The following is a 19,842-nucleotide window of genomic DNA, read 5'->3' on the forward strand; positions in this document are numbered from 1 at the left end:
TGTTCCTAAAAGAAGAGAGGTAACGGTGTGAATAATCAATTAACCAATGGTGGCATCTGGAATGATTCAAGCGGTAATCCAATCCATGCTCATGGTGGACATATGTTATTCCATGACGGCTATTATTACTGGTATGGCGAAGATCGGAGAGACGATATTTATGTGAGTTGTTACCGTTCCAAGGATCTATTCAACTGGGAGTTTCGGAATCATATCCTGACGACCTCTATGCCAGCTACACACATTCGAGTTCGGACGAATCTGGCATTAGTGAATGACAAAGGCGGAAAGGTAAATCTCGAACGGCCTAAAGTTCTGTTCAACGCGGTGACAAAAAAGTTCGTACTCTGGGCTCACTATGAGAATGGTAACAATTACAACGATGCCGCATGCGCCATTGCCACATCGGATTCTCCAGATAGTCATTTCGTGTATCATGGCAGCTTTAATCCGTACGGGTATATGTCGCGTGACTGCACTCTCTTTCAGGACGATGACGGGAAGGCATATTTTATTTCGGCTGCCAGAGACAATGCGGACCTGCACATCTATCGTCTGCAGGAGGATTACCTTAATGTCGAAAGTCTTGTCGGAAAGCTGTGGCAAGGGGAATATCGGGAGGCACCAGCTGTCTTCAAACGAAAAGGGAAGTATTATATGGTGACCTCATTTTGCACGGGTTGGGCTCCCAATCAAGGGAAATACGCGAGGGCTGATACGATGGATGGTTCGTGGGGGATGCTAAGCGACTTTGGCGATGAAACGACGTTTCAAACGCAACCAGCGTTTGTGCTGAAACGATCCGCTGAGGAGTACCTGTATTTTGCAGATCGCTGGAACGGGTCGGATTACTTTCAATCCAGCTATGTGGTCCTGCCCATTGAATTCAATGGGGACATTCCGATTCTACATGAGTATTCCACGTTATCTTTGCGAGAGGACGCACATCTGATTCATTTTGAACGATAATTTGAACGATAAAACGACTGATGAGAAAAGACTTTGATCCTACTGAGAATATGCAGGTTCAAAGTCTTTTTGAGTGAATTTTATAATTTCAAATCTAACGAATAGCGATCACGAAGTACTGATAAGTGGTGGAGCTCATGTCCAGCCATAACAAATGCAATCGATCGAGCTGAAGCAGTGTTATCACTCACGATCCCTCTACAGAGCCATGCTTCCGGGGTGAGGCGACGAAGCATAAGAATGGTTGAGCGACGTGTGACGGCATATTCTTCGCTCAAATCGGCCAGGGTATACGAATCGAAAGGGTGGGTCTGCATAAGCACGTCCTGATCGTAGCCGGGATGATTCGCTTGGTCACCTCTGGCGATGCGAAGCAATCGGCTGCTCATGATGCGTTCATTATCCAAAAGGTGTCCGATGACCTCTTTCACACTCCATTTGCCTTCGGCGTAACGATAGTTTGCTTGCTCCTCTGTTAATGATGAAAGCAAATTTTGTACGATGTTGGCCTGCTGCTCTAACATTTCAATTAGGTTTCCTTCAGGAACAAGCCGGATGTACCCGTCATAATAAGCTGCATATTCATCTGTAGTTGGTCTTTCAACCATGGTAATACCTCCTTTGGGATTCGTAGATCTGGAATATATTGTAGCATAAATCTTACTTCAAGCATTGAAATTGGCCCTTCCGCTTGATAGGTGGAAGGGCTGCTTCATGTAATTGGAACAGTCTTATAGCGTTTGGGTGTACCACTTCTAATCCGTACGTCGTATCCCCTTATTTTGCACAAATTTCTCCAAAACCGCAAAATCCTCCGTCACTTTTTTGAACGGCAACGTGTCGAGCACCTGTTCCCGGTAACTCTTTTTAGCCGCTTCGCTGAGACGGGAGTCAAGTATGCTGAGTATGCCAAGGTCCGTTTCACTACGAATCAAGCGTCCCGTTCCTTGCCGCAACCGAAGAAGCATGTCCGGTACAAACACCTCCATGAACGGATTCTCCGTTACAGATGCCTTATATTCATAAACAGGATCCGATGGAACAGGGAAGGGCAGCCGGAAAATAATGACCTGCGACAGGTCAGACCCCTCGATATTCACACCTTCCCAGAATACACCGGTACCCAGGAGAACACCTTTGCTTTTCCTGAATTCGGCGATGACACTGTCCTGGGAAGATCCTTCTTTTTGAATATGGACTGACCATGTGTACTCATTAGCCCTTGAGATCAACTTTTTGTGAATGTACTTCATGTCCTCTTTTGCTGAAAAAAGGACGATGGTTCTTCCCTGAGTTAGATTACAGAGTTGAACCACTTCATTGTAGGCTGCTTCAAGATAGTTTTCGCGTTGCTCATGGTGGTAATAGGGAACTTTGTTCGAGATATACATCATGGCATGGCTGGTGTAGTCAAAAGGGGAGGGTTGACGCTCCAGGAAATCTCCCTTATAACCAAGGGAGTGCGTCATATAAGAATATTGTTCCTCCAGCGTATCCCCGCCTTGGCACAGCGTTGCTGATGTTAGGATTACAGGTACCTTGCCATTAAATAAAGCGTATTTCAGAAATTGGCTTATATCTTTGGGACAGATGCTGATTGTGGGTACTCCAAGGGGACTGCTTGCCCATAAAAGATAGTTGTCCTCCATTTCAGATAAGACACGAATGAGGGTAATAAGCCCGTTGATGCCTTCAAAAGCGTCATCGATCTCCCGCTCGTGTCGTGAGGTCAAAATGGAAAGGCGTAGGCTGAGATCTTTTAAATCGTTTGAGACCTGGTTCAACGGTATTCCTTTGATCTCCGACACTTTGATTCGGTCGTTATCCTGTTTGGCATGGTGGAGCAGATCCGCGTTTACCTGTTTGAAGATGCGCTCAGCGCAGTTTTTGATGAACTTGGACTGGGAGAAGAGACTTTTATCGCCGGACTGCTTCGTGAGAAGCTGCACCGTGTTATCCAGAATGCGGCAGACTCCCCGATAAGTGAACTCAAGTGTTCTGGCATCTCGAACTTTTGCTTCCAGATTATGCGCTTCATCAATGACGATCAAAGCAGGCTGTTCTGAGATGATGCTCTTGGTTCCTTCTTTTTTCTTCATCAAATCTCGTATGAGCAAGTCCTGGTTCACGATAATAAAATCAATCTCGTGAGCCTTTGCATTTAATTTCGATCTCATATCGTAAAACAAACATGTATTTTTGTGATGACAACGTTCAAATTTGCAATCATTCACGGAAACGTGGGACCATACGGCATCACTAACTCCAGCTTTAATATCGGCTCTTTCATCAATTTCATAATCTAATATGCGCTGTGCAAGGGTAGATACGGAGGAGTTAGCATCATCAAGACTGATCCATTCCGCTGCTCTACTTCGGCAGGCATACTGCCCCATGCCTTTTCCCACCACGGAGCGAACCGTTGAGAATCCCAACCGACTACCAATGATCCTTAAATCTTTATGTATCTGTTCCGAGAGCTGAATGGAGGAGGTAGCTATAATGACTGGTTTCTGAGACATTTGATTCGTGAGCAGACTTGGGATCAGATATCCAAAAGACTTACCAATTCCGACACCAGCTTCAATCATGGCATTATGTCCATGGATATAAGCATCGGCGATATCGAGAGACATTTCTTGCTGTCCGATCCGCTCTCTAAGGCCAATTCGGGGGAACCGGTCATAAATTCGGAAGATGGCGTTCACCAAAGAACGTTCGATTTCCTTGTCCGGTTCTTGCTTATTTATTTTATAAAGTTCATTTAACCAATTCATAACGATCGCCCCTCTTCCGAATGATGATCTTCTTGTACTTACTTTGGAGACGATTTACCTCACAATGCAGTTGTAACGGCATTTTTTAATCTGGATACGCCTTCCTGTAACTGTTCATCTGACAAATGTGCAAAAGATAAATAGATACCATACTTCGTACCAACAGTCGTTGAACTGCTGACTTCTGAGTATACCACATCTTGTGACCTCGCCAATTCCCGAAAGGCCTCATAAGTGGTCACATTACCTCGCCACCAGCCAAACACGTGGAGACCTGCTTCATTCTCCACCCAATCAAACCATGTAGAGAGGTGTTTGTTCAAAAGTTTGAGTAACAGATGGAATTTGCGACTGTATAATCGATTCATTCTGCGCAGATGACGCTCATATTGACCACTTGTCATGAATGCAGCTAATGCCCGTTGTTCGATCAGGTTGACGGGTCTTGGCTCGTATAATGCCTGTGCCTTTCTAAAGGTGTCAGCCAAGGTAGGGGGGAGAACCACATAACCAAGTCGTACTTCTAAAGGCAAGGTTTTGGTAAAGCTGCCCAGGTAGATTACGCGGCCTGCTTTATCGAGTGTTTTCAGTGGTTCAACATGCATTCCGCGATATCGGAATTCACTATCATAATCATCCTCAACAATCATGGCATCATTTCGCTGTGCCCAGTCCAGCAGGGTTTGTCTGCGTTCCAGGCTGAGCATTTCACCAGTAGGAAATTGTCGTGACGGCGTGACAAACAACATACGTGCTTCCCAGTCTTGGGGTACAACGCCCTGACCATCGAGATTAGCTTCAATCAACTTTGCACCCGCAGCCAATATGGCTTTAGAAATCCCGACATAACAAGGACTCTCTGTCACGACATAATCCCCAGGATCTGCAAGTAATTGAGTGAGTAAAGCTATAGCTTGCATGGAGCCTGCAGTTACTGCAATATGATCCGGATCGACTTGAATGCCCCGCATCCTCCGAAGATAGGCAGCAATGGCTTCTCTCAATTTTGGATCCCCGGTTGAACTAACCATGGCAGAGGTTGTTTTCAGGTGATGCTCACGCTGCCTTATCTCTGCATACAATCGATTATTCCATTCATCGTAAGGAAACTTGGAGAAATCAGGTTGATATTTGCTAAAGTCGATCACTTCGTCGCTATTCATTCTGGAATCATGTGTATGAGCATTGGCTGGTGTATTTCTTTGAATCGACGGCTGTTCAAACTGCTGAATACGATTCCCCCAGGCGGATAAGTGATGCGTACAAGCTTTCTCGGTGGACGCATTATTGTTCAAATCCAACTGGTAAGCAACAAAGGTTCCTCTTCCATGCTCTGAATGAATGTAACCTTGCGCAGTCAACGTATCATAGACCTGATTCACGGTTCCTCTGGAAATGTGATACGTCGCAGCTAACTCTCTTGTAGAGGGTAATTTCTCGCCATGTATAAGATTACCTTCATGAATTGCATCACGAATGGCATGATAGAGAGCCTTCATCTTGGTATATTTTCGGTTCAAATATGAACTGTAAGCTACATGAAATTGCATAGGACCTCCAGAGTTATCATTAAAGTGGTACAATAAAAATCAAAATTATTGGATCTTTTTATATGACCATTCTCATTCTATACTAAATCATAGATTAGAGCGATGCCTTTATTGAAAACCACCCAAAAGTTACTTAGGAGGAATACAATCATGCAAACAGGTACAGATCGTGTAAAAAGAGGAATGGCTGAAATGCAAAAAGGTGGCGTCATCATGGACGTTATGAATGCAGAGCAAGCTAAAATCGCTGAGGCGGCAGGGGCAACAGCTGTTATGGCTCTTGAACGGGTACCTTCCGATATTCGCGCAGCTGGCGGTGTAGCTCGTATGGCAGATCCAACCATCGTTGAAGAGGTTATGAAGGTTGTTTCTATTCCAGTTATGGCTAAGGCACGTATCGGTCATTACATAGAAGCCAAAGTGCTTGAATCCCTAGGTGTGGACTATCTCGATGAAAGTGAAGTTCTTACTCCTGCAGACGAAGTGTTCCATATCGATAAACATGAGTTTACTGTACCATTTGTATGTGGAGCCAAAGATTTGGGAGAAGCTCTTCGCCGGATTGGTGAGGGTGCATCGATGATTCGTACAAAAGGTGAGCCTGGAACGGGCAACATTGTTGAGGCAGTTCGTCATATGCGTCTGATTAACAGCCAGCTCCGTAAAGTGCAAAACATGTCCAAGGACGAGCTGTACGCTGAAGCCAAAAATCTGGGTGTAGCTTATGAGTTGCTTCGCGAAGTTCATGAAAATGGAAAACTTCCTGTCGTTAACTTTGCAGCAGGCGGTGTAGCTACTCCGGCGGACGCAGCATTAATGATGCACCTGGGAGCAGACGGTGTGTTTGTAGGATCAGGTATTTTCAAATCCGATAGCCCTGAGAAATTCGCTCGTGCAATCGTTGAAGCTACAACACATTACACCGATTACAAACTGATTGCTGAAGTATCCAAAAACTTGGGCGCCCCGATGAAAGGGATCGAAATTTCCAAATTGGCTCCAGAAGAGCGCATGTCCAACCGCGGTTGGTAAGATAACAGGGCATTTAGTTGAATAGGTAGTTTGAACTTTTATATAGAATAGCCGATCAATTGAACCTTAATTGATCGGCTTTTTTGTTATTCTTGGCGAAAGCAAAAGCAAAGAAGGCAAGGAAAATATCCATTTCCATATCAATTGAGAATGATTATAATTATCATTTACGAGATTCGACATTTACTGTATACTGACAATAGTTATTTTACATATGGGTTTAAATGACAAGAGAGAATTCAAAAGGGAGAGATTATTTACATGTTGGTATCCGTTAAAAAAGGGATGTTTCTTTGTTTGATTACTGCAATGATTCTGGTGCTCGCAGCGTGTTCAGGCAACAATGGTGGCAGCGAAGATGCAAATGGCAGTTCACAGCAAGCTGCGGAGAGCAGCGCCACGAATGCAACAACAAATGGGAAACAAACCGACGCTGACGCTTCAGCACCTGCCGAAACAACTTACCCGGTAACCGTTTTAAACTATACAACAAAGAACGGCACATGGGTGAAGAAGGATCAAACGTTTGACAAGGCACCTGAACGAGTAGTTGCCAATACCCAAGGTGCAGCCGAGCTGATGATTCGCCTTGGTTTGACAGACAAACTTGTAGGTGTAGCTGCGTTGTTTGGTAGTGTACCTGAAGATATTGCGGACGAGTTTAAACAAATTCCTGTGCTAGCTGAAGGCTATGTAGGCAAGGAAGTGACAATAGGGGCTACGCCTGAACTGGTTGTTGGTCGTGGTGGATTGTTTGAGGATGCGGACTGGGGTGTTGGTACAGTAAGCAGCTTGAATGATATGGGGATCAAAACATATGTACAAAGCACCAGTGTTCCTGATGCATCGTTAGATAGTCTGTATCAGGATATTACTGAATTAGGTGAGATATTCAACGTACAAGCCAATGCAGCGGCATATATTGAGACGCTTAAAGCACGCGAGAATGCCTTGTCGGCCCGAGCTAGCGCTGAGACGATCAATTATGCATCATTTTCGGATAATGGTGATGGAACCATTGGCATTTACAACGGAAATGGTGATACGTTTATTGAAAGTGCAATGTCATTAATCAATATGCATAATATGCTGATTAATGAAACCGGCACACTCAGTCTGGAGAAGTTAATCGAGATTAATCCGGATGTGATGATTATTTCGAGATATGCAGGTGGTATTGATCCTGAGCAGACGATTGAAAAGCTGCTTGCCAACAAGCAGGTACAAAACATTAACGCAGTTAAAAATAAAAAAATCTACATTATTGATTTCAACAACTTCTGGGGATACGGAGATTCCATCTTCACAGGCGTTGAAGGACTTGCTGATGATCTAGGCTTGTAATGGAAATTTCGGCTTAGTGACCATTCGTGCCTCAAGATCGTTTCATGGGCCAAGAGCATAGTACCAATGAAAGTCGCTATTTTAGCGGCTTTTTTTGTTATAAAAGAACCAAATTCCTGTCTAAAGCTGATCAAACTTTTATTGGAACATAACGTTACTATTGTAAGATTAAAAATTACATGAAGTGGGTGAATCGCTGTGAGAATGAAGCACTTGAAAAAAGTAGTTGTCGTTGCATTAGTGATGTCGGTGTTATTACCATTGGGGGCGCAAAAATCTGAAGCAGCATCCAAATATGTTGATTTGGAAATTCAGTGGGCAGACGGTCGTATTAACCATGTTCAGACGTTAATCAAGGATGGAGTCACTTATGGAAGTTTTTTCTCACTGGGTATTAAGGCAGGCCTAGTGTGGGGGATGGAAGATGATAATACAGCCGTACTGAAGAACAGTCAGAAGCATATTGTTGTGCACTTGGGAAGCAGCATTGCCGAGGTAGATGGTCAAAAAGTAGATATGGGCACAGAACCTGTGTCGTATATTAGTCACCTTTATGTGCCCATTAGATTTCTTGCATCTGCTTTGGACGGGGAAGTGACTCATCGAGATACGAAGACGAATAAGATAACTGTGACTGGGCTGAGCAATTATACCGATACTTTTTATGGTAGCGACATGGGTTACACCTATGTCATTCGCACTGCAAAAGGAGACCTTGAGATTACGAATGCTTCTACTGGACAAAAGAGTTTGATACCCTTAGGGATCAAGGACATGAATGTGAATACTCATGATCTTAAGATAAATTTCAAGAGGAGCCCCCAAAATCTACTTATTGTCATCATTGAACACACTAATCGTAAAACGGAAGACTACGATCTGTACACCTTGGTATTCAAAAATAAAGGTCTGATTCGCAAATCCATTGCTCACGGGGTAACGGACCAGCAGGAAATTTTGAATTCAGATAGTACCATTCAACTCATCGATGACAACAGTATACGTATTATTGAAGATGGAAGTGGTAAAGTACTTGAAGTCCTTTCTCGTTGAATAGATATCTGATCCGATATTCATGAATTTCATCCCTCACCAACTGATTTTAATACAAACATCTCAAAGAGCCGCTGATCAGAGTGATCAGCGGCTCTTGCATATTTCTTCCCGAATCTTTTCAAAACCAAAAATAGTTAGGCTATCTTTTTGTAAATCTGAATACAGTGGTTTTAAATTTTTATAATGATATTAAACTAACAAGATAGCTTGACTTGTGAATGAATTATCAGTATAGTGTGAATCAGTTCACACTATACATTAAGGAGTAGTCTATGCCAAAAAATACTTTCTTTCGTTTAGACGAAGCAAGGCGCGAGGAAATATCGAATAGCGCTATGCATCTTTTTGTTGATAATCTTTACGAGGATATAACTATGAAGATGGTTTTGGATAGTTTGTCCATGCACCCCGGAACATTTTATCGGTATTTTGAAGACAAAGATGACCTTTATTGTCACTTAATACGTAATGTGACCCAGAAAAGAGCTGCATACTTCAGTAACAGTAATGAAGATTCCCTTTACAGCTATTTCCTTACTGGCTTATTTGGTAACGTTAACGGCATGGTGACCGAGCCACTGAATGAGTTGGAAATCAAACTGACTAAAACATTTTCATATATTCCTGAGGACATTTTGCTGAAAGTATATGTGAATGTGTTGAAGGGCGAGTCATTCCCCATGATCAAGGACATTTTACGCCGAATGAGGGTTGATGGATATCTTCGACCGGATGTTGACGACGACCTGATTTCTTTTATGTTTGAGTCAATGCAGCTTAATTTAATCTTGTTTTTTAGGGAATTCGATATTAAGGACTCTAATCTGCAACATAAGATCAGCAAGTACTTTGCTGAATTTATGGGTCATGGACTGCTTGAAGATCATAAATATTTTGAAATGGTTAGCGATCTCAAGGGGGAAAAAAATGAAAACCTATGACGTATTTCCAGAACCAATTGGCGCCTATACTGTCGGTCGAACCCAGATGGATTTTGAGTACACGGCATCAGATTACTCCAAAAGAGAACTGACCGCTTTTGTGTACTATCCGTCCGACAGTAGCGAAGGTAAGACTACATCAACGTACATGTTTCCTGAAGTCTACGAGATGTTTAATGAGCAGCCACTTGTCACTGCGTTGAAGGATGTTTTCTCTATAGATATCAAGACCCAGTGTTACGATGACCTTGCTCTCTCCGGGAAGGAAAAGCGCTATCCAGTGTTATTCTATGTTTGCGGCGGGGGCGGTTCTCCAGAATGGGGTACAGTGCTCTGTACAGACTTGGCAAGCATGGGGTATGTTGTGGTAAGCATCGGCCATCAGAATAGCACGATGTATAAACGTAAAGATGGGCGCCTGTTTAATGTATCCAAGGATTTTTCGGATGTCATTACAGGGTTTGGTGAAGATCCGAAGATGCTGGCGTTGGCTGGTAAGATGGAGATGCGGCCTGACGATGAAACTGCCATTGAGATGTGCCGTAACGTGCTTGCACTGCCGATCCTTTCCAAGATAACAGAGTATAGTGAATCACAGGCAGAAGATGTAAGGTATGTAGCCGATTATCTTTACAAACTGGACTCTGGAGAGCTGAATTCCATCTTTAAGGGCAGATTGCTGCTTGACATCGGCATGGGCATAGTCGGACATTCTTATGGAGGGCCTACCACGGCGATGGTTTGCCGGAATGACGACCGGTTCGCCTGCGGGATTGGCTTGGATAGCGGTGCGTTTGGCCTTCTTGACAGCGATCTTAAGAAACCCTTCTTGCTACTGTTTTGTGAACCTAACTATAATATGAATGCGATTATTGGCGTTAACAATAGCATGGGAACCTATTATTTCTCAGTTGATCGTGTTGCACATTTGGATTACTGTGACATCGTGTTTACCAGTGTTAATGAGGAACTCAGAGGTGAACGGGATGCTATGGAGATGCGAAATCTTGTTACAGACTATGCAAAGAACTTTTTTGATCATTACATACTGCAGAAGGCGACAAGTGTGGAAAGTCTGGCATACGATGGTGTGGAATTGATCAGGAAGACCAGCAACAAGTGACATAACCGAGAGACTGCTGGTTAAAGCATGTCAATTAATGCATGTCAAAGACCTAACCGTACATACGCAGAGCCGATAACCCCTATTACGTGGTTATCGGCTCTCTGACTCAGTTATTGCATATTGACATCCTGGTTCCATTAACTGATGCTTATTCGGACTTCCCCGCCAATGTTTACTTCGCTTCAGGCTCCATCAACATGATATGACATTCCTTTTCGGCGGAAGGCTTGATCTCGACTCCCTTAGGGACAATATACATCTCGCCCTTGGAAATCTTCACTTGTCCATCACGAAAATCAATTATCATTTCCCCTTCGAGCACAAAAAATAACTTATCGGTCTCCTCATGAACATGCCACTCAAAATCTCCAGCAATCTTAACGATCTTAAATTGATAGTCATTCATTTCACCAATGAGTTTCGGAGACCAAAGATCGTTTAATTTCGAAAATTCCTCATTCAATTGAATAGCTTGATAGTGCATCGTCATTCCTCCTGTGTATTAATCCTATATGTTCAGTATACTGATCTAAGCTTTGGTATAACATGGATGCCTATTGAAATCAGGATGGATTATTGATGAACTTCAGACGATACTCCGTAGGAGAAATACCACATTGTTTCTTAAACACTCTGCTAAAATAAAAGGGGTCAGCAATGCCAACGGTCTCGGCAATCTGTTGTACAGACGCATCACTTGCCAATAACATTTGCTGTGCTATGTTTATACGATATTTCAATACATATTCTGCTGGACCCATACCTGCATGTCTTCTAAACACATAGGATAGTCGATTTCGATTAACGTTATTTTGTTCTGCAAGGGATGCGACAGTCAGACTTTGATCATAGTATTCTTGAATATAGGTAGAGACCCGTTCGAATAAAACATCTGATTCACAACTATTTTGCCTATGATCAACACATATTAAAGTCTCATTCAGTACATCGCGAAACAGCATCTCGGTCTGAAACTTTGAAATACCTCCGCGCTGATTATACACATGCCAAAGACGCGTGATTAATTCGATCAGACGTGGGGATTGACCCGTTGATAATTCAAAATGCTGATGGGAAAAGCTTGTCTCTTCGAGGTCCGAACTACATATTCGGTATAAAACGAGGATGTATTCCCAGTCCGTTCTATGAAACACGGTTTGATCCAGTTTCATTTTCGCGCCCCCATGTACAACTTTTCCTGGTGAAAAGATATAGGGCGTACCATCAAATTGAAATTGTATTTTTCCTGTAAGAGGAAATACAAATCCAGGAAAAGAATCGGTATAGTCAGCCTGGGGAACCCCTGGATTTCTAGCATATCGATATACTCCTTCGACTTGAAAAGGAATGTGTGCAAAATGTGCTGCTAACTGATTAACGTCTACTTTCACATTACGTACCTCATTTCAAAAGTGTTTGCCGGTCATTCTAAGATAAATCGTTGTGCACCTTACTCCAACATTATTGATAACGATTATCACTGTCAACATATATAATGAAAAGGTTGCTTTCGGCTAAATAAAAACCAGCGTTCCATATGGGCAATAGAATCCATCTTGTGTTAACATGTGCACTAACTAATCCAATTGCTTGTTTGAGAAGGAGAACCCATGTCAATTCGAATAAAAATGCTGCTGTCCTTCACGGGCATGCTTGTTATAAGTCTGCTGTTCATCCTGCTTACCGCAAGTCTGTATACGATTGCGGCCACAGGGGATCTACAGAGTTTCCGCGACATATACAAGGTACATTATCAGATCAACCCCCTGACTGAACAGGGAGAATCGATCTTTCAAGAGATGAAGTTTCTGGCCAAAAATGACCCGGACGACCTGCAGAATAAGGTTTTGCTGCGTGAATATGATATGAAGCTTCGAGCTGAGAAGTCAGGGCTCTACGTCAGACGGGAGAATAGTCAGGTCTTCGAATCACTGACCTTCAACCAGCCAGAACTGAAGCAAGCACTGCCTGCCTATGATCTTAACAATTATCAGATTCGGAGCACCTTCAATATTGGTGAGCGATTTTACGCGTATGCAAAATTTGATTTTCAATATTCAGACGGGGAACGTGGGAGCATCTTTGTCATTCGTGAGAGAAGCCCCTTTGCGGAGCTTACTCGTAAACTGCTACCTGTGATGTCATTCCTGCTTATTGGCGTCCTCATCATTGCAAATCTACTCTTGTTCCGCTGGATCACGCGCAGCTTCATTAAACCCTTGAATCAACTACGAAGTTCAGCCGAACATATTAAGGATGGCAATCTATCCTTTGAACTTCAGCTAAACTCCAATGACGAGGTTGGTCAACTCAGCGAAGCGTTTGAGAGTATGCGGAATCAATTACAGCTCTCCTATGCGTTACGTCAGCAGGACGAAGTGAACCGCAAAGAGCTTATCTCCAACATTTCGCATGATCTCCGTACACCCATTACCAATATCAAAGGGTATATTGAGGGTATTCGTGACGGAGTGGCTAATACTCCAGAGAAAATGGAGAGTTATGTTAATATCATTCACTCCAAAGCAGTTAGCATGGATAAGCTGGTGGATGAACTGTTTTTGTATTCCAAGCTCGACTTGAACCAAGAACCTTTCCTGTTCAAAACAGTTGATCTCGCTGATTTCCTAGAAGATAGCATTGAAGAGCTGAGATACGATCTGGAGGACAAAGGCGTTGCCTTAGAGTGGAATAACCAGGTATCTGGTCCCGCTATAGCTGCTGTGGATCCGGAGAAGTTAAAACGTACCGTTGTTAATGTGGTGGATAATGCACTCAAATACATGGAGAATGAACACAAACGATTCGAGATTACACTTCAAGCGGATGAGAAATGGATTACGATGACCTTTAAGGATAATGGCAAAGGCATCCCGGAAGAGGCACTACCTTATATATTTGAACGCTTCTATCGTGCAGAACAATCCCGCAATTCCTCAACGGGTGGAAGTGGACTCGGGCTGGCAATTGCCCGCCAAATCATTGATGGACATGGGGGCTTCATCTGGGCTGAAAGCCAGCCCAATGATGGCACGAGCATATATATCAAGCTGAAACGGCTGAATGAAGAGAGGGACTAATAAAGTTATGGCAAATATTTTGATCATTGAAGATGAAACAACGATTGCGGAACTGGAACGGGATTATTTTGAGCTCAACGGATTTTCTGTGGATCTCTGCCATACTGGTGATGAAGGCCTGAAGCAGGCACTGGAGGGGGACTATCATCTGATCATTGTTGATCTGATGCTTCCGGGACTCGACGGCTTTGAATGTTGCAGGCGTATTCGCGAAGTAAAGGAAGTGCCCATCCTTGTTGTTTCCGCGAAAAAGGAAGAAATCGATAAGATCCGGACATTTAATCTGGGAGTGGATGACTTTATTACAAAACCGTTCAGCCCAAGTGAGCTGGTTGCACGAGCAAAGGCTCATTTGACCCGATACGAGAGACTACTTGGCAAAAACAAACCAGCTGAGCAGGATGAAATCCACATTCGCGGGCTTCACATTGATAAAGGATCACGCCGCGTTTTTGTTAATGGAGAAGAGGTGGCGATTACAACCAAGGAATTCGAGTTACTTGTATTTCTTGCAAGTCATCCCAACCGTGTATTCAGCAAATCGGATCTGTTCGAGCGGATCTGGGGCATGGATTCCACCGGAGACATTGCAACGGTTACCGTCCATATTCGCAAACTGCGCGGCAAGCTGGAGACAGACCCAAAAAATCCGGAGTATATTGAAACCGTCTGGGGCGCAGGCTACCGGTTTACTGCATAAGTTTCGTGAAAATTTAGAGCCAGTTTATATTTTGTTAATAACTTTAGCCTTGGGAGTTTCTTTTTGTCCTCTATTCTATAGATACAGGCAACTACAACCTATAGAGGAGGAATTCAATCATGAATTCTACAACCCGCAAAATCGCTACATTTCTAACCATAACTGCATTAGGTACAGCGGTATTCCCGTTAACTGCGAATCAAGTACATGCAGCTACATACGTTACTAACATTGCGGCAACAACCACACAGCTTACCCAACAACAGATTGAAGCTGCTATCAAGGATCTGAATAGCTTGGGGATCATGAACGGATATGCAGATCAATCCATGGGTGAACATCGAGCAATTACCCGTGCGGAGTTAGCTTCATTGGTTTTCAAAACGTTTAATTTGGAGAGCAAGACGGGAGAAATCGTAGAATTAACGGATGTCAATTCCAATGCATGGTATGCGCCATATGCGTCAAAGCTTGTTGAACTTGGCATCATGCAGGCTAACGATGGACAATTCAATCCGCAAACTCAAGTGTCGGATGCTGAACTCGAACAGGTCGTATCCAAAGCGATGCAACGTGATGTAAAGTCCGTTCACCATTGGATGAGCGAGTTTTACTCCGAGAACGGTACAGCAACTCGCGGCGAAACAGCAGTGCTGTTGCAAACTGCACACCAAGCTATTCCTTCGGAGCAAGCTCAAATCAAGAGCGTTAGATCTCTGAATGCCATTACGTTAATCGTCACATTCGACAAGCCGCTGACAGCAGCGAATGAAGCTTTTGCCAAGGCACAAACGGACTTTGCGTTTAGTGGCGGGTTGACGTTAACCAATATGCCCCGTTTGAAAACAGGGTCAATTGCGACTTACATCGTTCCAACGTCCGTACAAGATGCTGGTGAAGTGTACAACCTGACTTACAAAGGCCAAGACGCAGGTTCCTTTGAAGGCAGTGCCACGAAAATAAACATGACAACGGCTAGTCAAGTAACAAATGATACATTCGAGATTGAAGCACTGCAAGTGAACGGTGTCGTGGATTATGGTTACATCATTTCGGCTTACAGCGGTGGTCGAGGAGCTAATGCATTTGTGTTGAATGATCAAGAGCAAGCAGGAGGAGAAACGTATCAGATCATCTCTTCCATGCAGGCAAGACAAGTTGTAATTACGCCAGAAGGTGGCGAGCCTATCGTTGCCAGATATGTTCCGTTCACGCAATCCACAGATGGCAAACAAGAACCGAAGTTCCGTTTGCCTGAGGGACAAACGCTGAAATCAGGTGTCACATATACGGTTTCTTCGGATTGGGCCAACATCGAAAATGCTTCATTTACGGCGAAATCGTTTGATGCACTAGTGGTTGCAAGTGCTCAAGCAGTGAGCGAAACCTCCATTGAAGTTACACTTGACCAGGACCCTGGGGATGAACTGTTCTCTGGTCGAAGTGTAACGTTAACTTCACCTAGCGGGGATGTTCTGACGGCTACTTATAAATATTCAAGTCGAAAAGGTGCGACGGGTGTATTCGACCTAACAAATGATGGAAAGTTGACTCCGGGTACTACGTATACAATAAATCCAGTTGGGGATTGGAGTATCGCTTCTTCGGTCACCTCGACACTGGAGTAAAGGAGGCAGTATGAGTAAATCGCTGATCATCGTTGTTCTGATAAGCAGTATGTTGATCGTTCAAGGCTGCATGCCTGAAGTGAAAAACGACTCCAATGTGGAGGAAAAGGCCATGACTTCAGCAGATGAACAGCTGTTCAAGGCAGTAGAGGACAGCGATACTAAACGCATCGAACAAATGATTCAAGCAGGCGCCAATATCAATGTTCAAGATCAGAGTGGACGAACCGCTACAATGATTGCAACCTACAATAATGATCTAACATCGGCTAAAGTGTTAATTGAAGCGGGGGCAGATGTGAATATACAGGACGATATGAAAAATACCCCGTTTCTGTATGCTGGCGCTGAAGGATACTTGGATATTTTGAAGCTGACAATCGAGGCGGGAGCGAACCCAGCGATAACAAATCGATATGGAGGGACAGCACTTATTCCAGCTTCGGAGCATGGATATGTGGATGTAGTGCAAGAACTCCTGACTCAAACTTCGGTGGATGTGGACCATGTGAATGAATTGGGATGGACAGCACTACTCGAAGCGATCATTCTTAACGATGGCAATTCTCTGCAGCAGGAGACGATACAATTACTCATTGACCACGGAGCAGACGTAAACATATCGGACCGTGATGGGGTGTCACCACTCAGTCATGCGAAGAATAATGGCTTCAAAGAAATTGAAGACATTTTGGTACAAGCTGGTGCGAAATAAACCCCTTTTAGGGTGAATAAATTAACAAACATGTTGAGATATATGTAAAAATGGTTTTCATGGAGCGCCTGATTCCTTCTATGCTGAAGGGCAGGCGCTTCATTCAATCCATCTTACGTGTATGAAACTGGCATAGTCTTAACATGACATGATTAGATACGAGAACGAGGATCTTAAAAATTGAATATCTCTGCTTTGAAGTTTGCTATAGTGTACCACTCTGCTTCCAGATAAAATGGAAATACCAACCATGTAAGCGTTATCTATTATTATACTGCTGTACATGTTGGAATCATTCATGGAGGTGTATGATGAAGAGGAAGTCTTGGTATACTTTGGTGGTAACTGGTGTCATCTCTTTATTTTTTTCGGTAAGCGCTTTCGCGGGTTATGTTTTCTGGGAACCTCTAACCTATTTTAACGCAAGCACGTGGCAAAAAGCGGATGGGTATTCCAATGGGAGCATGTTTAACTGTACGTGGAGGGCTAACAATGTTAATTTTACAAGTGACGGCAAGCTTAAGCTTGGTTTGACCAGCTCTGCACAGAACAAGTTTGATTGCGGAGAGTATCGCACCACAAATACGTATGGGTACGGCTTGTATGAAGTCAGTATGAAACCTGCCAAGAACACAGGTGTAGTTTCGTCTTTTTTCACATACACAGGCCCTGCACATGGCACCCAATGGGATGAGATTGATATCGAATTTTTAGGAAAAGACACAACCAAAGTGCAGTTTAATTATTATACCAATGGGGTTGGTAATCATGAGAAGATTATCAATCTAGGTTTTGATGCATCCCAAGGCTTCCATACGTACGCATTTGACTGGCAGCCGGGACATATCAAATGGTATGTAGATGGTGTATTGAAGCACACGGCAACCAGCAATATTCCTAAAACACCCGGAAAAATCATGATGAACCTGTGGAATGGAACAGGTGTAGATAGCTGGCTCGGTCCTTATAACGGTGCCAATCCACTTTATGCGGAATATGACTGGGTTAAATATACGAGTAATTAAGCAGACTGGAGCAGCCGTTAGCGGTTGCTTTTTTCTATATTTTGGCATTGTATTTATTCAATATATGTATTCAATATCCAATATCCTAAATTAATGCAATAAATGTTGCAATATTAGTATGGGCATAAATATCAAACATTCATTATGATTAACCTGTAAGCAACATTACATAGACTGGGGGAACGAAGTTGGACACAAGTAAAAAGAGACGAGTAGGCAGTTTGGTCATGATCGGTGTATTGGCCCTATCTGCAGCCTTGAGTGGGTGTAGTAACGGGAACGAAAAGAAAACTGAATCAAGTACACCAGCGACAACGTTGGAGCTCAAAAATGGGAAGTATGATCCACCAGTATCCATTACGTATTTACGACCATGGGGTCCAGACGTGAAGTTTAAGTCAGGCGAGGATCAGGATAACAACGTCCATACCAAATGGGCTAAGGAGAAACTCGGAATTGAGTTGAAAAACCAGTGGATATCTCCATCCACCAATAATGCATTTGAGACAAAACTGCGTCTATCGCTTGCTTCCAATGCGGACATGCCGGACATTATTTCGTATCGCGGCGAATTCAATCTGGTGCGTGAATTGATTGAGTCCGGAAAATTTGTCGATGCGGGCGAGTTGTTTGACAAATATGCCAGCGACACATGGAAAGCAGCCGTAAACGAAGATCCTTCCGTATGGTATCCATACATGCAAGATGGCAAAAAGATCGGTATTCCGATTCTTGACTATTCCTATAATGGTGATCCTGTCATGTGGATCCGTGAAGACTGGATGAAGAAATTCAATCTGGAAGCACCTAAAACTATAGATGATCTTGAAGTCATTATGGAAACGTTTACGAATCAAGATCCGGATGGCAATGGGAAGCAGGACACTTACGGACTCACCATTGGCTTCAAGAACTGGCTGAACACATGGATGTCTGAAGCTGGGTGGGTATTTGGCGCTTATGGTACAATGCCAAACCAATGGAATCTGACGGCAGATGGAAAACTTGAATACGGTTCCGTTACACCTGGTGCAAAACAGGCTTTGGCCAAATTACAGAGCTGGATGAGCAAAGGGTATATCCCGGAAGAAGCCGGCGTGTATGACGAGACAAAAGCAGCTGAAGAATTTACTGCCGGAAAAGCAGGTATTGTGGTCGGTCCTCACTGGATGCCATCCTGGCCGCTGGAGGATGTGAAGAAAAACAATCCTGAGGCTGAATACAAGGCGTATCCAATTCCTTCCGGTCCAAATGGTCAAGCAGGCAGACATGGTACGTCAAACGGAAATGGCGTAGTTCTGATTAACAAAGACATGAAAAATCCGGAAGCCTTTTTCACCTATCAGAACTATCTCTTTGATCACTATGCGAATCCTAAAGAGGGCGATGAGTTTGAGCATGGATTTGCGGAAGGATACGATTGGGTTATGGTAGATGGGAAACCATCAACCGATGCAAGTCTTACGGGTGGTTATGCTCCCGAGAAGTACACGTTGACTTTTGATGGAGCGCGTATTCCCAATCTAAGTATGACAACACTTGCCAAGCTGGCAAGCGGTGAAGAAGCAACTACACCATTTGAGAAAAAAATCAAATCAGGTGTACCAGTACCTATGCTTGATGCAGCCAAGATTGTTTTGGATCAAAAAGATATCGTGTTCAATCAAATGTTTACCGGTGCACCTTCAATGACGATGCAGATGAACAATGACATTTTGACGAAGATGGAGAAGGATACCTTCTCTCAAATTGTATATGGCAAAACCTCTGTGGACGCGTTCGACTCATTTGTTGAGAAGTGGAAGTCTTCAGGCGGAGATCAGATTACGAAAGAAGTTAACGAGTGGTATGATTCCGTGAAAAGCGGAAAATAGGATGACAAAGGGCTGGCTGAAATGA

The 19,842-nt window shown here is 43.5% G+C and carries 17 protein-coding genes; 12 read left to right on the plus strand and 5 right to left on the minus strand.

Annotated elements, in window-relative coordinates; genetic code table 11:
- The first annotated feature begins 27 nt into the window (after positions 1-27).
- Positions 28-969, plus strand: coding sequence for a family 43 glycosylhydrolase (locus tag MKZ13_RS15670; protein ID WP_339185249.1), 942 nt, complete (start codon positions 28-30; stop codon positions 967-969).
- A gap of 80 nt (positions 970-1,049) precedes the next feature.
- On the opposite strand, the gene MKZ13_RS15675 is transcribed toward MKZ13_RS15670, so the two are convergent.
- From MKZ13_RS15675 to MKZ13_RS15685, 3 genes are all read right to left on the minus strand, one after another.
- Positions 1,050-1,577, minus strand: coding sequence for a DinB family protein (locus MKZ13_RS15675; RefSeq protein WP_339185251.1), 528 nt, complete (start codon positions 1,575-1,577; stop codon positions 1,050-1,052).
- A 147-nt stretch (positions 1,578-1,724) separates the two neighbouring features.
- Entirely contained in the window at positions 1,725-3,746 is a 2,022-nt protein-coding gene (locus tag MKZ13_RS15680) for an ATP-dependent DNA helicase (protein ID WP_339185253.1), read from the minus strand.
- A gap of 59 nt (positions 3,747-3,805) precedes the next feature.
- A complete protein-coding gene (locus MKZ13_RS15685; RefSeq protein ID WP_339185255.1) occupies positions 3,806-5,296 on the minus strand; it encodes a PLP-dependent aminotransferase family protein in 1,491 nt (496 codons plus the stop codon).
- A gap of 147 nt (positions 5,297-5,443) precedes the next feature.
- Here MKZ13_RS15685 and pdxS point away from each other — a divergent pair, with 147 nt between their 5' ends.
- From pdxS to MKZ13_RS15710, 5 genes are all read left to right on the plus strand, one after another.
- Entirely contained in the window at positions 5,444-6,328 is an 885-nt protein-coding gene (pdxS, locus tag MKZ13_RS15690) for a pyridoxal 5'-phosphate synthase lyase subunit PdxS (protein ID WP_200869424.1), read from the plus strand.
- A 261-nt stretch (positions 6,329-6,589) separates the two neighbouring features.
- Positions 6,590-7,672: an ABC transporter substrate-binding protein gene (locus MKZ13_RS15695; RefSeq protein WP_339185257.1), complete on the plus strand. Its 1,083-nt coding sequence runs from the start codon at positions 6,590-6,592 to the stop codon at positions 7,670-7,672.
- A 204-nt stretch (positions 7,673-7,876) separates the two neighbouring features.
- Positions 7,877-8,725, plus strand: coding sequence for a copper amine oxidase N-terminal domain-containing protein (locus MKZ13_RS15700; protein ID WP_253508591.1), 849 nt, complete (start codon positions 7,877-7,879; stop codon positions 8,723-8,725).
- 275 nt (positions 8,726-9,000) lie between these two features.
- Positions 9,001-9,669, plus strand: coding sequence for a TetR/AcrR family transcriptional regulator (locus MKZ13_RS15705; protein WP_221821194.1), 669 nt, complete (start codon positions 9,001-9,003; stop codon positions 9,667-9,669).
- The gene (locus tag MKZ13_RS15710) at positions 9,656-10,792 is read left to right on the plus strand and encodes a choline esterase (protein ID WP_221821195.1); all 1,137 of its coding nucleotides are present in this window, start codon (positions 9,656-9,658) and stop codon (positions 10,790-10,792) included. The genes MKZ13_RS15705 and MKZ13_RS15710 overlap by 14 nt, the downstream gene beginning before the upstream one ends.
- 175 nt (positions 10,793-10,967) lie before the next feature.
- Here MKZ13_RS15710 and MKZ13_RS15715 read toward each other — a convergent pair whose 3' ends face one another.
- Together MKZ13_RS15715 and MKZ13_RS15720 are read right to left on the minus strand one after the other, a co-directional pair.
- Entirely contained in the window at positions 10,968-11,279 is a 312-nt protein-coding gene (locus tag MKZ13_RS15715) for a cupin domain-containing protein (RefSeq protein WP_339185260.1), read from the minus strand.
- Between the two features lie 79 nt (positions 11,280-11,358).
- The gene (locus tag MKZ13_RS15720; protein ID WP_339185262.1) at positions 11,359-12,186 is read right to left on the minus strand and encodes an AraC family transcriptional regulator; all 828 of its coding nucleotides are present in this window, start codon (positions 12,184-12,186) and stop codon (positions 11,359-11,361) included.
- A 219-nt stretch (positions 12,187-12,405) separates the two neighbouring features.
- On the opposite strand from MKZ13_RS15720, the gene MKZ13_RS15725 reads away from it, so the two are divergent.
- The 6 genes from MKZ13_RS15725 to MKZ13_RS15750 all read left to right on the plus strand — a co-directional run bounded on the left by MKZ13_RS15725 (position 12,406) and on the right by MKZ13_RS15750 (position 19,817).
- Positions 12,406-13,875, plus strand: coding sequence for a HAMP domain-containing sensor histidine kinase (locus MKZ13_RS15725; RefSeq protein ID WP_339185264.1), 1,470 nt, complete (start codon positions 12,406-12,408; stop codon positions 13,873-13,875).
- 7 nt (positions 13,876-13,882) lie between these two features.
- A complete protein-coding gene (locus MKZ13_RS15730; RefSeq protein WP_237175289.1) occupies positions 13,883-14,575 on the plus strand; it encodes a response regulator transcription factor in 693 nt (230 codons plus the stop codon).
- 119 nt (positions 14,576-14,694) lie between these two features.
- On the plus strand, positions 14,695-16,203 hold the full coding sequence (locus tag MKZ13_RS15735) for an S-layer homology domain-containing protein (RefSeq protein WP_339185268.1): 1,509 nt from the start codon (positions 14,695-14,697) through the stop codon (positions 16,201-16,203).
- 70 nt (positions 16,204-16,273) lie between these two features.
- Positions 16,274-16,918: an ankyrin repeat domain-containing protein gene (locus MKZ13_RS15740; protein ID WP_339185403.1), complete on the plus strand. Its 645-nt coding sequence runs from the start codon at positions 16,274-16,276 to the stop codon at positions 16,916-16,918.
- A gap of 311 nt (positions 16,919-17,229) precedes the next feature.
- Positions 17,230-17,943 carry a glycoside hydrolase family 16 protein gene (locus tag MKZ13_RS15745; protein ID WP_221821745.1) on the plus strand — a complete coding sequence of 238 codons (714 nt, stop codon included), beginning with the start codon at positions 17,230-17,232 and terminating at the stop codon, positions 17,941-17,943.
- 188 nt (positions 17,944-18,131) lie between these two features.
- Entirely contained in the window at positions 18,132-19,817 is a 1,686-nt protein-coding gene (locus MKZ13_RS15750; RefSeq protein ID WP_338706048.1) for an extracellular solute-binding protein, read from the plus strand.
- The last annotated feature ends 25 nt before the right edge of the window (positions 19,818-19,842 follow it).

Origin of the sequence: Paenibacillus sp. FSL R5-0701 (genome assembly GCF_037973995.1) — a bacterium.
Taxonomy (GTDB): domain Bacteria; phylum Bacillota; class Bacilli; order Paenibacillales; family Paenibacillaceae; genus Paenibacillus.